Raw genomic sequence first — 14,557 nt, 5'->3', positions numbered from 1 at the left:
ACCTAAAATATGTAGACACAGAGGGCGGGAGAACACAGTGTCTACAGACCTTTTTTAAGCGACTACTTCGCCAGTGGGTATTGCTGATCCAGTGCGATATTCAGCTTCAGCACATTGACACGTGGCTCGCCAAATACACCAAACTGACGACCCTCCGTGTTTTCTACCAACAGTTTACTCACTTTATCGCTTGATAGCTTACGTACTGCCGACACCCGCTCTAATTGGTATTGAGCAGCGGCGATGCTGATATGCGGGTCAAGGCCACTGGCCGATGCCGTTACCAAATCAACGGGGATACTACCCGCCTGACCAGGATGGGCTTTTTTCAGTGCTTCAACCCGTGCTTTTATAGCATCTAGCAAGGCTGGATTGGTTGGGCCTAAGTTAGCGCCACTAGAGCCATTGCCGTTATAAGCCATCGGGCCAGTGGCAGATGGTCGGCCCCAGAAGTACTGCGGCTCACTAAAATTCTGGCCGATCAGGCTAGAGCCAACCGTCTTGCCTTGATCTGAAATAAGGCTGCCATTGGCCTGATCAGGCATAGTGGCTTGAGCAATGCCAGTTACCATGAGTGGATAAGCCAAGCCAGTAACAACTGAAAGCAGGGCAAAAATTACAAGAGCGGGTCTTAGTTGGGCATTCATTATTAATCCTTGTGCTAACCTTACGGGTTGCTTCAAAGGTAAATCACTCAATAAAGCGGCCAGCCAAGCTGGCTCGCCACATCAGAAATCACTACGCCACAGCACTGTTTTGCAACAGCGGCACAGGGTTTTACAACGTACAGCGGACATATCTTCAGCCTCTAAGGAGTGGAAGGCACCACAGCGGAAACACCCCACTTCCCCCTCCCCCTTGCATGCAGTGTGTTTGGCTAAATATTCACTGAGGGTGGGTGAGCGCCGCCAACACCAGCTGGCGCAACGCCACACCCCGTAGGGCAACAGCAGCATGACAACAATGAGCAGTGCATTCCCAATCATGTCCATACGCCAGTCCTATCGCTTTAAAAGCGGGCCTTTTTAAACCCAGCCCATTGCACCTAATGCCATATCAATCAGTTTAATTCCGGCAAAAGGCACTAATAAACCACCCAAACCATAAACTAAGAGATTATTTCTCAGTAATTGCGCAGCGGCCTGAGCGCGGTATTTCACACCTTTTAATGCCAAAGGAATTAAAAACATAATAATCAGCGCATTAAAAATCACCGCCGACATCACGGCTGAATTCGGGCTATTTAATCCCATAACATTTAAAGCGCCCAATTGCGGGTAAGTCGAAACAAACGCTGCGGGAATAATGGCAAAGTATTTGGCTACATCATTGGCAATACTAAAGGTGGTTAATGAGCCGCGAGTCATCAGCATTTGCTTGCCGATTTCTACAATCTCAATCAATTTGGTGGGATTAGAATCCAAATCCACCATATTGCCAGCTTCTTTAGCCGCTTGTGTACCGGTATTCATCGCCACCGCCACGTCGGCTTGCGCCAGCGCAGGAGCATCATTGGTGCCGTCACCCGTCATCGCTACCAATTTACCTTCGGCTTGATACTGGCGAATCATGGCGAGTTTGGCTTCTGGCGTTGCTTCGGCCAAGAAATCATCCACGCCAGCTTCGGCGGCAATCGCCGCAGCAGTCAGCGGATTATCACCCGTGATCATGATGGTTTTAATCCCCATCTGACGCAGCTCGGCAAAGCGCTCTTTAATCCCGCCCTTCACGATGTCTTTTAGCTCAATCACGCCCATCACCTTAGCGCCATCGCTCACCAGTAAAGGGGTTGAGCCACGGCGGGCGATTTCATCGGCGATCTTGCCAACCGCTTCAGGGAATGCACCGCCCATATTGGCCACGTGTTTTTTAATTGCGTCGATGGCACCCTTGCGAATCAAGCGCTCATCGTAATTCACACCACTCATACGGGTTTGCGCAGTAAAAGGCACAAACTCAACGGCGTGGCTTAATAGTTGGCGCTCACGCAGATTAAATTTTTGCTTGGCCAGCACCACAATACTGCGCCCTTCTGGAGTTTCATCGGCGAGGGACGCCAATTGCGCAGCGTCCGCCAGCTCTTCCATGGTCACACCAGGCGCGGGCACAAAGGCGGAAGCCTGACGATTACCCAGTGTGATGGTGCCGGTTTTATCCAGCATCAACACATCCACATCCCCCGCCGCTTCTACCGCACGGCCCGATGTGGCGATTACATTGGCCTGCATCATGCGGCTCATCCCTGCTACACCAATGGCCGACAATAAAGCGCCAATGGTGGTGGGAATCAAACACACCAAGAGTGCAATCAGCGCCGTAATGGTAATCGGTGAGCCGCTATGCCCCGCCGCCACGCTAAATAGCGAGAATGGCAGCAGCGTGATGGTCACCACCATAAACACAATGGTCAGTGCCACCAGTAAAATCGTGAGGGCAATTTCATTCGGTGTTTTCTGACGCTTAGCGCCTTCTACCATCGCAATCATGCGATCCAGAAAAGCCTCACCCGGATTCACGCTAACACGCACCACCATCCAATCAGAAAGCACCCGTGTACCGCCGGTTACCGCAGTAAAGTCACCGCCCGATTCGCGAATCACCGGTGCAGATTCACCGGTAATGGCCGATTCATCCACCGAAGCCACGCCTTCAATCACTTCGCCATCGGCAGGAATCACATCACCGGCTTCCACCAGAATGTAATCACCTTTACGCAGACTGGCGCTGTCGGCTATCGATTTGCCATATTTACGGCCAGGGCCGGACAATTTCTTAGCGACTACATTTTTCTTGGTGTTTCTTAAAGAAGCGGCCTGCGCCTTGCTGCGCCCCTCTGCCAAGCTTTCAGCAAAGTTTGCAAACAACACGGTAAACCACAGCCATGCGGTTACCCCGGCAATAAAGCTAAGCGCGGCTTCACCGTGCCCTGCTAGGGCTTGAATCAGCAGCAAGGTGCTTAAAATACTGCCCACATACACCACAAACATCACTGGGTTTTTAAGCTGGGTTTTAGGCGCTAACTTTTTAAACGAATCAATAATCGCCGGCTGAATCAGCTGCGGATCAAGTAAAGAAAGTTTTTTATTAGCACTAGGCACATTGTGTACCGCCACAGCAGCAGCCGGTATAGGCGCTGCGGCGGGCTTAGTACGATTCACATCTGTAGTATTCATCGCTTTTTACCAAAAGGAGTTGCAATGGTTTGATTGCAAATTTGCACGTGTAGGGCAAGTGAAACGCAGTCCTATCCACTGACATAAAACCAGCGAAGGAGAGATCTTCGTAGGTTGGGTTAGCTGGTTTATTCGCCTATTTAGGGGCGGATAAACCTGCGTAACCCAACATTTAGCGCAAAAGAATGTTGGGTTACGCGATATATCGCTGAGCGAGGTAAACCTCGCACGCAGACTGCTAACCCAACCTACGAATTCACCTTAAGTTGATAGGATTGGGGTGCAACCCGCGAGCAATGCTAAATAAATACGCGGGTTGCACCCGCCCTACGCAACATATTAAGAAGGACTATTTAACCGGCGCAATCATCTGCAAATGCTCCGCCACAGGGCCCAGCGCCAGTGCAGGAACGTAGTTCAAAGCCCCCACCAGCATCACGGTCCCTACTAAAAGCACCACAAACAAAGGGCCATGCGTTGGCAGCGTGCCGCCTGTAGCGCTGAGGCGTTTTTTAGCAGCTAAAGAGCCTGCCATCGCCAGCACCGGCACAATAATCAGGAAGCGGCCAAACCACATGGCGATACCCAGCATCACGTTATAAAACGGTGTGTTAGCAGACAGGCCAGCAAAGGCACTACCGTTATTATTTGCAGCTGAAGTAAAGGCATAGAGCACTTCGCTTAAGCCATGCGCACCGGGATTCAGAATCCCCACTTTGCCATCTGCCACCATCAGGGCAATCGCGGTCCCCACCAGCACCAGAATCGGCGTCACTAAGATCGTTAAAGCGCTCATCTTCATTTCAAAGATTTCGATCTTTTTGCCTAAGTATTCAGGCGTGCGGCCCACCATCAGCCCTGCAATAAACACCGCCAAGATCGCAAACACCAGCATGCCGTAAAGGCCTGTACCCACACCACCAAACACCACCTCACCCAGCTGCATCAACGCGGTTGGGAATAAGCCACCCAGCGGGGTTAAGGAATCGTGCATGGCATTCACCGCACCGCAGGATGCCGATGTCGTCACCGCTACAAACAGCGCCGTAGCCGTAATCCCAAAGCGGGCTTCCTTGCCTTCCATATTGCCGCCAGCTTGTGTCGTACTGACCATCTGATCCACGCCTAGGCTGCTTAAGCCCTTAGTGCCTACTTGCTCGGCATAAAACAACCCGCAGGTCATCGCCACAAAAATCACCGTCATGGCCGCAATAATCGCCCAGCCCTGACGCGCATCCCCCACCATCCGGCCAAATACAAAACACAAGGCTGCAGGAATAATGAAAATCGCTAACATTTGTAAGAAGTTACTAAATGGTGTTGGGTTTTCAAAAGGATGAGCGGAGTTAGCGTTAAAGAAACCGCCACCATTTGTGCCCAAAAGCTTAATCGCTTCTTGCGATGCAACTGGGCCCATCGCTAGGGTTTGCGTATGGCTAACGATGTCTTCCATGACAGGTGCGCCCTTGGCATCTTTCACCACAAGGCCCTGGCTATCTTGTTTAGGCTGCTGAAACGTCACCGCCTGAACCGTTTGCACTTCCTTATAGCCATCCAGATTCTGAATCACGCCCTGCCCTACAAACAGCAAAGACCAGATCAAAGAAAGCGGTAGCAGGATATATAAAGTAACCCGCGTTAAATCCACCCAGAAATTACCCACCGTGCTAGCGCTATGCCGTGCAAAACCACGAATCAAGGCAATCACTACCGCAATACCCGTTGCCGCGGAAACAAAGTTCTGTACGGTTAAACCCAGCATTTGCGTGAGGTAAGACATGGTGGTTTCGCCACCGTAGCCCTGCCAGTTGGTGTTGGCGACAAAGGAAATCGCGGTATTTAATGCAGAATCTGGGCTAACTGCCCCCAGCTCCTGAGGATTAAACGGCAAGCCACCTTGTAAACGCTGCAATGCATATAAAGCCACTGCACCGACAAAGTTGAATAGCAACAAGCCAAATGCGTAAGAATTCCAGCCGGTTTCTTGGCTTGAATTCACGCCAGCAAGCCGGTAAATCACACGCTCAACAGGCTTTAAAACCCGTAATGGCAGTGGAGTTTCGCCCTGCATCACTTTGTTGATCAAAATCGCCAGCGGCCACGACAACAATAATAAAACAGACAAAAACAGCCCCAACTGGAGCAAAGCATCGGTAGTCATTAAAAACGCTCCGGTTTAAACAGCGCGTAAAAAAGGTAAACAATTAAAACAGCGGCAACGACAGAAATCAGCACAATCATGATTCACCACCCAAATGGCTACACGCCAGCAAAAGCAAGACTGGGCAAGCCGCAAATACGCATAAAGCGCCTAAATAAATCACATCCATGGGTAACTCTTATAAAGAAGAATCGACCCATGCACTTTATGGAAAACGGTGTAAAGACTTTGGTAAAAACAGAGCGGTGGGTATAAAGAAAGTATAAAGATTATAAAAATGAAGGCGCGGGGAGCGGGGGAAAGAGCCTGAAATCCGGGCCCTTTATGCCATAGAGGGTGCAGATAAGCACCTTTTATGAAAACACAAAAAACTTTCGTGTGACCATTTACTTTCACACTAAAAAATCAAAAATCTGTTCAACTTACAAGCACCTCACAATGGCAATTGAACAACCGCCATCAATCCACCATCCGCTCGATTACTCAGCAAGATATCTCCTCCATGTGCACGGGCAATGGCACGGGCGATGGCAAGCCCCAAGCCACTGCCTCCGGTATGGCGGGAGCGGGAGGTTTCTAGGCGCACATAGGGCTCAAACACGCGTTCTAGATCAGCTTCAGCGATGCCGTCCCCATGATCAGCTATCGATACGATGATCATCCCGGCTTGCGCCTGTACATCAACATCAATCTGCACGCCGCCGTAACGCAGGGCGTTGTCGAGTAGATTGCCTAGGCAGCGTCTTAGCGCTTGTGGGCAGCCAATCATCACGGCACGACTATGCCCACTGACGGTAATTTGCGCACCAAGGGCCTCCATATCTTCGATCACGCCTTCCAGTAAATCCATAAAATGCAATTTAACACTGGCCTCGGCGCTACTGCCTGCCCGTAAAAAAGCCAGCGTATCGGCGATTAAGTTTTCCATTTCTTCTAAATCGTGCTCAATCGCGGCATTTTGTGATGGGTCTTGCAGCTTTTCTAGACGCAAACGCACGCGGGTAATGGGTAAACGCAGATCGTGGGAAATGCCTGCCAGCATTTGCGAGCGGGCGCTTAAATAGAGCTTAATCGCGGATTGCATACTATTAAATGTACGAGCCAGATGGGCCACTTCTGCTGGCCCTGTCTCCGGTAATGCAGGCTGGTGCAGGTTTTTTGCCAAGCCTTCTGATGCAGCGGCAAAAACCGATAGCGGTTTAGTCAGCCGCCGTACCGCCCAAATTGAAAGCAGCGCGGCTGCCAGCGCCACTAAGGCCAGCCAGCCCACAATGCGCCAAGGCTCCCGAATCAGCACATTGCCCAGTTTAGATGAATGAAACGTAGCGACCGTGCCATCCGCCAACTGCCCTTGCAGCGTCACCATCATTAACGCGCCTTCAGTGAGCTCGCTCCATGCCGCATCCTTTGGGCCATGCAGCGCTTCGTATTTTATCGACACCACTTGCACTCGCTCTGGCTTACGCAACTGAGCCCGCACCAGCGATTCAAAATGCCGCGTATCCAGCGTCTCTACATCAGGAATCAACCAGTCTCCCCCCAACTCCACCTTATTAATTGGATTACTTAATGCGGTAAGCAAGCGCGGGCGAAAAGTATCAGGCGTTTCACTCAGCACATTCAAGGCGCTGGCCATATGCTGGGCCACGTATTCGGTTCGCAAAGCGTAAGCCAGCCTAGCTCTATCATTAAGCACCAGCCAGATTCCAGCGGCATTGGCGATAAACAGCCCTGTGAGCATCACCAGTAACATTTGACCAAATAGTGTTTTAGGCCAAAAGCGCATTAATCCCCCCTTAAGCCTGCCGCCGTGAGCAACACCAAGAACGCTGATTATCCGCCGCATCAGCAAGCCTCCACCTTACATGCCAACATATAGCCGCTGCTGCGCAGGGTTTTAATCAGCAGCGGCTCGCGTGCATCGTCGCCAAGGCGGCGGCGCAAGCGGCCTATCATCACGTCAATGGTGCGATCAAATGGCCCCGCCTCTTTGCCATTAATAGCATCCATCAGCTGATCTCTTGATAAAACTCGATTGGGGTTTTCTGCCAGCATTTGCAATAGCCGGTATTCCCCAGTAGATAGCACCACCACCACGCCATCTGCACCTAATAAATATTGCGCGGCCAGATCCAGCTCCCAGCCTGCAAAACGCAGCCGCCGCGCCTTGGTCGCCATGGCTGATTCAGGAGCACGGCGCAAAATACTTTTGATTCGCGCCAAGAGCTCTCTAGGGTTAAATGGCTTGGGCAAATAATCATCAGCCCCCATTTCTAAGCCAATAATCCGATCCAGCTCATCGCCACGGGCCGTAAGCATCAACACGGGCAGATGAGAATTCACCCTTAAATTACGACAGAGCGTTAGCCCATCTTCCCCCGGCAGCATGATATCCAAAATCAGCAAATCAAACGTCACCGCCTCCATGGCTGCCAACATCGCATCGCCATCACCCACTGCCGTAACACGATAGCCCTGAGCCACTAAATAATCACTGAGTAGCGCACGCAAATCTGCATCATCATCCACTAAAATTAAATGTGCACTCATTCACCACCTCAGTATTTTTGATCACAACGCGCTTTAATCCATACAAGGAAAAAGCGTCCCCGAAGACACAATATTTTTTAAATATGCGGATTTCAAACTCCCGCCTCAAATGTAGGATGCATGTTTTTATGCCCTACGCGCCGCATATGCCATTGGCGTTTTGCCCGATGCGAGGAGGCATGTTTGTATGCCCCAACACTGCCGCGTGGGCACAGCTATGTGCCTACGCTACGCATATCTTGTTTCCTATAAGAGCATAACCCGCCCACCCCCAAGGGAACGACAGCAAATGAGTGCTGTTTACACGCCATTTACAAAAAGGGCCGCCAAGCCATCAAGCGGTTTACATAAGCACGGTTTAATGGCTCCACACCTTTAACAGGAAAGCAGCCATGAACAAATCTATTCTTGCCCTTACCATTAGTGCCAGCCTCACCCTTTCTGCCTTTGCCAGCGCAGCGGGTGCGACGCCCTTTAAAGAGCCAAGCCGTCCAGCAATGAATCACGTTCATTCGGAAAAAGCCGCAAACCCAAGTCAAACAAACCACGCTCAAGCCAAATCACACACTAAAACGCCGAGAATTATTCCCTTCACGCAACGTGCCCGCCCGCCAATGGAGGCACAAGCCCACAGCAAGCCACATTCAGCGGCAAAGGAAGCTAAGGAAGTCACACCGGCCGATATGCACCCAGGCCGCCTCAAGCGCACCCAATACCAATAAACCAAGCCGCCACTTAGCCTTTTTTAATCAGCCAGCAAGCCCCGGTTAACGGGGCTTTTTATTTGAAACGAGAGCCCGATGATGCCCACCTCCCCCAAAGCGCTCCCCTTCTGCTTGGCCCTGATCCTCAGCGCCTGCAACTCTGCACCCGCCCCTACCGCCGCGCCTCTGCCTGAAGTAACAGCACTCCTGATCCAGCCGCACGATATTGCCATGCGCTCAGAGTTTGTTGGCGAAACCTCCGGGGTGCGGGATGTAGAAGTGCGCGCTCGGGTTGGCGGCATTTTGCTTAAGCGCACTTTTACCGAGGGACGGCCCGTTAAACAAGGGCAGGTTTTATTTGAGATTGATCCAGAACCATATAAGGCAGAGCTGGATTTAGCCCAGGGGGAGCTGGCTCGGCAACAGGCCATTTTAAACAAGGCTAGAGCCGATAAAGATCGCATTGCACCGCTCTTTAAAGAAAACGCAGTTTCTGAAAAAGATAACGATGATGCCATCAGCGCTTTTGCTGCCGCAGAGGCCAGCGTGCAAACGGCACAAGCCAAAGTTAAAACCGCCACACTTAATTTAGGCTACACCAAAGTGACCGCGCCCATTTCTGGCATCAGCAGTAAAGAAGCGCAATCCGAGGGCAGCTTGATCAGCAGCAGCGCGCCTCAGCCGCTTACCACCATTTCGCAAATGTCACCGCTCTACGCCAATTTCTCGGTTGCCGAGCAAGATCATCAGGCGTTTGAGCAAGCTCGAGCACCAGACCCAAGCAGCAGCAAAGAATTAAACACCCAAATCATGCTGGCTGATGGCACGGTTTACCCCTTAAAGGGCCGGGTCAATTTCCAAGATAACCGCATTGATCCGGCCACCGGCACCATCAATATGCGGGCGCAATTTGATAACCCCAAAGGGGATTTGCTGCCCGGCCAGTTTGTGCGCGTGATTGTAGACAATGGCGTTCGCCAGCAAGCCATCACCATTCCAGAACGCGCCATTGTGCAGCTGCAAGCCGAAAAACGCGTGCTGCTGCTCAATGACAAAAACATCGTTGAATCGCGCAAAGTTCAGCTGGGAGAAAGCATAGGGCATGAGGTGATAGTGGAATCTGGCCTTAAAGCGGGTGAGCGCATTATTGTGGATGGCTTAATCAAAGCGCGCCCAGGCCAGCAAGTCAGCATTAAAAAGGAGGGGTAAATGTTTTCTAAATTCTTTATCAACCGGCCCATCTTTGCCTCGGTGATTTCCATCGTGATTATGCTGGCGGGCTTGGCTGCGATGTTTTCGCTGCCTATTCAGCAATATCCAGATATCGTGCCTGCTGTGGTTTCAGTAAGCGCCAACTACCCCGGCGCTACGGCAGAAACCATTGCGCAAACCGTAGCATCCCCCTTGGAGCAACAGATTAACGGCGTAGACAATATGCTGTATCTGCAATCCAAATCGGCGGCAAACGGGCAAATGAATATGAACGTCTATTTTGCCGTCGGCACCAACCCCGACCAAGCCACCATTGACGTCAACAACCGCGTGCAGGCGGCGCTGGCCAAAATGCCCGATGAAGTTAAACGACAAGGCGTCACCGTCAGAAAGAAATCAACCGAAGTGCTGTCGGTGATCTCCTTAGGCTCGCCATCCGGCCAGTATGATCGCAATTTTATTGCCAATTACGCCCTACTCAATATTCTGGATGATCTAAAACGCATACCCGGCGTGGGGGATGCCAGCATGATGGGCGGCACCGATTACGCCATGCGGATCTGGCTAAAGCCCGATCGCCTGGCCCAGCTCAAGCTCACGCCTGCCGATGTGGTTAAAGCCGTGCAAGAGCAAAACTCGCAATTTGCAGCGGGCAAGCTAGGGGCCGAACCAGACAATGATCCGGTTGATTTTACTTACACCATTAACGCCAAAGGCCGTCTGGCTGATCCAACAGAGTTTGAAGCCATTATTGTGAAATCCATGCCTGATGGCGCAAAAATCCGGCTAAAAGACGTGGCCCGTGTAGAAATGGGGGGTAATGATTATGATATTTCCGGCATGCGTAATGGCAAGCCATCCGTGGGGCTGGTGACTTACGCCCAGCCGGGCGCCAATGCGCTGAATGTATCCAAAGCCATTGCCAACAAAATGCAGGAACTCTCTACTCGCTTTCCTCAGGGCATGGACTACGCGATTCCTTACGACACCACCAAATTTGTTAAAACCTCGATCGAGAAAGTAGTCACCACCTTGCTTGAAGCAATGGTGCTGGTGTTTTGCGTGGTGTATTTATTTTTGCAAAATTTCCGCGCCACGCTGATTCCCTGCATTGCCGTGCCGGTATCCCTGCTCGGCACTTTTGCCGGTTTGGCGATGTTCGGGTTTTCTATCAATCTGCTTACGCTATTTGGCATGGTACTGGCCATCGGCATTGTGGTGGACGATGCGATTGTGGTGCTTGAAAACGTCGAGCGAATTATGCGCGAGACGGGCTGCTCGGCCAAAGAGGCCTCGATTCAAGCTATGCAGGAAGTCTCCGGCCCCGTCGTGGCGATTGTGCTGGTGCTTTGCGCGGTGTTTTTGCCCGTGGCCTTTATGAGTGGCATGACCGGGGTGATGTATCAGCAATTTGCCATCACGATTTCTATCTCAGTGATTATTTCCGGCATTGTGGCGCTTACTCTATCTCCTGCCTTATGCGCGCTTTTGCTCAAGCCCGGCCACCACGAACCTGCGCGTTTTTTTGTATGGTTCAACCGTTTCTTTGAACGGATCACGGGAGGCTATATTGCGGGCGTTAAGTTTCTAAATCGCCGCGTTGGCGTGGCTTTTGTGCTGTTTGCGGGTGTTTTAGCCAGCACGGCCTTGCTGTATGTCTTGGTGCCTACCTCCTTAGTACCGGCAGAAGATCAAGGCACGATGTTTGTAAGCGTTGCCCTGCCCGATGCCGCCTCACTAGCCCGCACCCGTCAGGTAAGCGCCGAATCAGATGCCGCGCTCAGCAAGCTGACCGAAGTACAAAATGTCACCACTTTTACCGGCTTTGATATTTTATCCGGCTCCAAGCTCACCAATCACGCCACCAGCTTTGTGACGCTCACCCCTTGGGACGAGCGTAAGGGGCAAGGGCAGGATTCGTTTTCGCTGGCAGAAAAAGCCATGCAAAACGCCAACTCCATCCAGAGCGGCCTGATTGCAGCCTTTACCCCTCCACCGATTATGGGCATGTCGACCACCGGCGGCTTAGAGGGCTATTTGCAAGACCGTAACGGTGCAGGCTCGCAAGCGCTGAGCACGGCCACACAAAAGCTGATTGATGCGGCAAAAAAACGCCCTGAATTTGCCAAGGTCACGACCACCTTCCGCGCCAATGTACCGCAGTATTTTGTTGATCTGGATCGCGAAAAAGCCAAGGCGCTGGGGGTCAATATCAATGATGTATTCAGCAGCATGCAAGCCACTCTGGGCCAGCTCTATATCAACGATTTCAACCGCTTTGGCCGCACCTACAAAGTGCAGCTGCAATCTGAAGCCCAATATCGCAAACGCCCTCAAGATCTGAGTAATATTTTTGTGCGATCTGCCAAAGGCGACATGATTCCGCTCACCAGCCTTGTCACCATTAAAGACACCAGCGGGCCAGAGCTGGTAGAGCGCTTTAATATCTTTGGCGCGGCCAAAATTATGATCCAGCCTGCGGCAGGGGTTAGTTCAGGGGACGCGATTAAGGCAATGGAAAGCGTCACCGCCGCCGCACTCAGCAGCGATTACACCCTTGCCTGGACCGGTAGCGCTTATCAGGAGAAAGAAGCCAGCGGCACGGCAGGCATTGCCTTTTTGCTTGGCATTGTGATGGTGTTTTTAATTTTGGCGGCGCAATACGAAAGATGGAGCTTGCCATTTGCCGTGATTACCTCGGTGCCCTTTGCACTCTTTGGTGCCCTGCTGGCCGCATATATGCGGGATATGAATAACGACGTGTATTTTCAGATCGGCATGGTGACGCTGATTGGTCTGGCGGCTAAAAACGCTATTTTGATCGTTGAATTTGCGGTAATGAAGTTTGAAGAAGGCATGAGCTTATCTGACGCCGCCATTGAGGCAGCAAGGTTGCGCTTCAGGCCCATTATCATGACATCGCTCGCCTTTATTTTAGGCTGCGTACCGCTGATCACCTCCAGTGGCGCGGGGGCAAACAGCCGCCATTCGCTAGGCACGCCCGTGATTGGCGGCATGCTGGCAGCCACCTTTATTGCCATCTTCTTTATTCCGCTGTTTTTCCGCCTGATTATGAGCATAAAGAAAAAGTAGCCCCTCCCAAAAAAAACACCCGCGCCTGCTGATAACAGCAGGCGCACACCTTGAGATCTTCGCAATGAAACCATCCCTGATTGCCAGCCTGCTGGCGCTACTCTGCACGGCTTGCGCCATGACTCCCGAGCAAAGTCTACCTAGCCTTGATTTACCGCAATCCACATATAACGCCCCTATAGCTAAGGACTGGTGGAAAACATTTGATGACCCGCTACTCAATACGCTGATCGCGCAAACACTGCAGCACAATCATAATCTAAGCATCGCCATTGCCAGAATAGAAGAAGCCCGCGCCAAACTGGGCATCAGCAGCTCCGCCCAATGGCCTCGTTTAGAATTGCAAAGCATGCAGCAAAACAGCAGGGATACCTCAACCATCCAAGTTGCAGGCGCGGCAAGCTGGGAGCTAGATTTATGGGGCCGTCTTGCCAACCAAACAGAAGCTTCTAAACAACAGCTCTTATCCACTCAAGCGGCGCACACGGGCTTACAACTGGCACTCAGCGCAGAAACGGCCCAAGCTTATTTCAATCTACGCGCTCTGGACGCCCAGCTCCTTCTGGCCAAGCAAACCGTTGCATCGCGCAAAGCGGCTTTTTCCTTACAAACAAAACGCTTTCAAGGCGGGCTGATTAGCGAGCTAGAAGCACGGCAGGCAGAGAGCGATTTTGCCGCAGCACAAGCGATTGTTCCCCAATACCAAGCGAAAATTGCCCAAGCAGAAAGCATCCTTTCTGTGCTTAGCGGGCAATCCCCAAGAACGCTTATCGAAGAAGGGCTACAGCGCGGCAAGCAAATCAGTGATATTCATATTGCCAATCAGCTACCCTCGCAGATTCCCTCTGATCTCTTACTGCGCCGCCCCGACATTGCCGAGGCAGAGGCCAAGCTACGTGCCAGCCATGCCGATGTAGCCGCCGCCCGCGCAGCATGGTTTCCACGTATCTCTTTAGCGGGGGTACTGGGTACAGCCAGTAATCCGCTGGCCAATCTATTTGCTGCTGGCAGCAAAACTTGGCAATTTGCAGGCAATCTTGGCATGCCACTCTTTGACGGCGGGCTAAACGCAGCCCAAATCGACCAGGCCCGAGCCCAAGATCAAGCCGCGGCGGCAGGCTATCGCCAAGCGGTACAAAACGCCTTTGCAGATACCTATGCCGCGCTAAAAATCAATCAATTCAGCCTAGAAAAAACCACAGCCCAAACCAGCCAGAACTCAGCCCTTGAACGTCAGCTCAAATTAGCCATCCTGCGTTACGACAATGGCTATAGCGATTACCTAACCGTATTAGATAGTGAACGTAATTTATTTAATGGCAGGCTAGAGCTGATTAGCGCAACCCGCGATCAATTATTGGCACAGGTCAGTTTATTTAAAGCATTAGGAGGAGGAGCCACGTTAAATTGAAGCCAGTGGCTAAAAGCGGATAAAGAGATAAAGATAGCAAAAAGGTGGAATACTACTTATGCCTCTTACTCATATATCGTAGAGGCGCTGCTTGCTGCGCTTTGTCCAGAAAAGGCACAGCAGCGCCCCAAAAATATAAATCTTCCTGACTATGCATCTTACTCAAACAAAGCCATGTATTGCATGTAGACCAATTACGGTAGGGGCGCTGCTTGCTGCGCCCTGTTCAGCGAGGGCGCAGCAAGCAGCGCTC

The 14,557-nt window shown here is 51.6% G+C and carries 10 protein-coding genes; 4 read left to right on the top strand and 6 right to left on the bottom strand.

The window, feature by feature from the left end; all coding sequences use genetic code 11:
* Positions 1-62: 62 nt before the first annotated feature.
* The 6 genes from kdpC to Q0R17_RS00335 all read right to left on the bottom strand — a co-directional run bounded on the left by kdpC (position 63) and on the right by Q0R17_RS00335 (position 7,884).
* Entirely contained in the window at positions 63-647 is a 585-nt protein-coding gene (gene kdpC, locus Q0R17_RS00355) for a potassium-transporting ATPase subunit KdpC (RefSeq protein ID WP_293930904.1), read from the bottom strand.
* Positions 648-1,025: 378 nt separating this feature from the next.
* Positions 1,026-3,173, bottom strand: coding sequence for a potassium-transporting ATPase subunit KdpB (gene kdpB / locus Q0R17_RS00350; RefSeq protein WP_293930902.1), 2,148 nt, complete (start codon positions 3,171-3,173; stop codon positions 1,026-1,028).
* A gap of 349 nt (positions 3,174-3,522) precedes the next feature.
* Complete coding sequence (gene kdpA, locus Q0R17_RS00345; RefSeq protein WP_293930900.1) at positions 3,523-5,334, bottom strand: potassium-transporting ATPase subunit KdpA; 1,812 nt, start codon at positions 5,332-5,334, stop codon at positions 3,523-3,525.
* Entirely contained in the window at positions 5,334-5,414 is an 81-nt protein-coding gene (gene kdpF, locus Q0R17_RS20015) for a K(+)-transporting ATPase subunit F (RefSeq protein ID WP_082752678.1), read from the bottom strand. The genes kdpA and kdpF overlap by 1 nt, the downstream gene beginning before the upstream one ends.
* Positions 5,415-5,767: 353 nt before the next feature.
* Positions 5,768-7,120 (bottom strand): ATP-binding protein, encoded by a 1,353-nt coding sequence (locus Q0R17_RS00340; protein WP_293930897.1) that lies wholly within the window; start codon positions 7,118-7,120, stop codon positions 5,768-5,770.
* Positions 7,121-7,179: 59 nt separating this feature from the next.
* Entirely contained in the window at positions 7,180-7,884 is a 705-nt protein-coding gene (locus Q0R17_RS00335; protein ID WP_293930894.1) for a response regulator, read from the bottom strand.
* Between the two features lie 392 nt (positions 7,885-8,276).
* On the opposite strand from Q0R17_RS00335, the gene Q0R17_RS00330 reads away from it, so the two are divergent.
* From Q0R17_RS00330 to Q0R17_RS00315, 4 genes are all read left to right on the top strand, one after another.
* Positions 8,277-8,606 carry a hypothetical protein gene (locus Q0R17_RS00330; RefSeq protein WP_293930891.1) on the top strand — a complete coding sequence of 110 codons (330 nt, stop codon included), beginning with the start codon at positions 8,277-8,279 and terminating at the stop codon, positions 8,604-8,606.
* 78 nt (positions 8,607-8,684) lie between these two features.
* Positions 8,685-9,797 carry an efflux RND transporter periplasmic adaptor subunit gene (locus tag Q0R17_RS00325; RefSeq protein WP_293930888.1) on the top strand — a complete coding sequence of 371 codons (1,113 nt, stop codon included), beginning with the start codon at positions 8,685-8,687 and terminating at the stop codon, positions 9,795-9,797.
* Complete coding sequence (locus Q0R17_RS00320) at positions 9,798-12,893, top strand: efflux RND transporter permease subunit (protein WP_293930887.1); 3,096 nt, start codon at positions 9,798-9,800, stop codon at positions 12,891-12,893. It abuts the gene before it with no gap.
* A gap of 64 nt (positions 12,894-12,957) precedes the next feature.
* Positions 12,958-14,304, top strand: a complete 1,347-nt coding sequence (locus Q0R17_RS00315) for an efflux transporter outer membrane subunit (protein WP_293930885.1) — start codon at positions 12,958-12,960, stop codon at positions 14,302-14,304.
* The last annotated feature ends 253 nt before the right edge of the window (positions 14,305-14,557 follow it).

It is taken from the genome of Iodobacter sp., assembly GCF_025352645.1.
Classification (GTDB): Bacteria; Pseudomonadota; Gammaproteobacteria; order Burkholderiales; family Chitinibacteraceae; genus Iodobacter.
Note: the sequence above shows the minus strand (reverse complement) of the source record. Positions and strands in the feature narration are given on the sequence as shown.

What these genes read in the sequence shown, in the direction of transcription:
- kdpC (WP_293930904.1), bottom strand. Translation starts at nt 647, where the DNA reads ATGAATGCCCAACTAAGACCCGCTCTTGTAATTTTTGCCCTGCTTTCA.
- kdpB (WP_293930902.1), bottom strand. Translation starts at nt 3,173, where the DNA reads ATGAATACTACAGATGTGAATCGTACTAAGCCCGCCGCAGCGCCTATA.
- kdpA (WP_293930900.1), bottom strand. Translation starts at nt 5,334, where the DNA reads ATGACTACCGATGCTTTGCTCCAGTTGGGGCTGTTTTTGTCTGTTTTA.
- kdpF (WP_082752678.1), bottom strand. Translation starts at nt 5,414, where the DNA reads ATGATTGTGCTGATTTCTGTCGTTGCCGCTGTTTTAATTGTTTACCTT.
- Q0R17_RS00340 (WP_293930897.1), bottom strand. Translation starts at nt 7,120, where the DNA reads ATGCGCTTTTGGCCTAAAACACTATTTGGTCAAATGTTACTGGTGATG.
- Q0R17_RS00335 (WP_293930894.1), bottom strand. Translation starts at nt 7,884, where the DNA reads ATGAGTGCACATTTAATTTTAGTGGATGATGATGCAGATTTGCGTGCG.
- Q0R17_RS00330 (WP_293930891.1), top strand. Translation starts at nt 8,277, where the DNA reads ATGAACAAATCTATTCTTGCCCTTACCATTAGTGCCAGCCTCACCCTT.
- Q0R17_RS00325 (WP_293930888.1), top strand. Translation starts at nt 8,685, where the DNA reads ATGATGCCCACCTCCCCCAAAGCGCTCCCCTTCTGCTTGGCCCTGATC.
- Q0R17_RS00320 (WP_293930887.1), top strand. Translation starts at nt 9,798, where the DNA reads ATGTTTTCTAAATTCTTTATCAACCGGCCCATCTTTGCCTCGGTGATT.
- Q0R17_RS00315 (WP_293930885.1), top strand. Translation starts at nt 12,958, where the DNA reads ATGAAACCATCCCTGATTGCCAGCCTGCTGGCGCTACTCTGCACGGCT.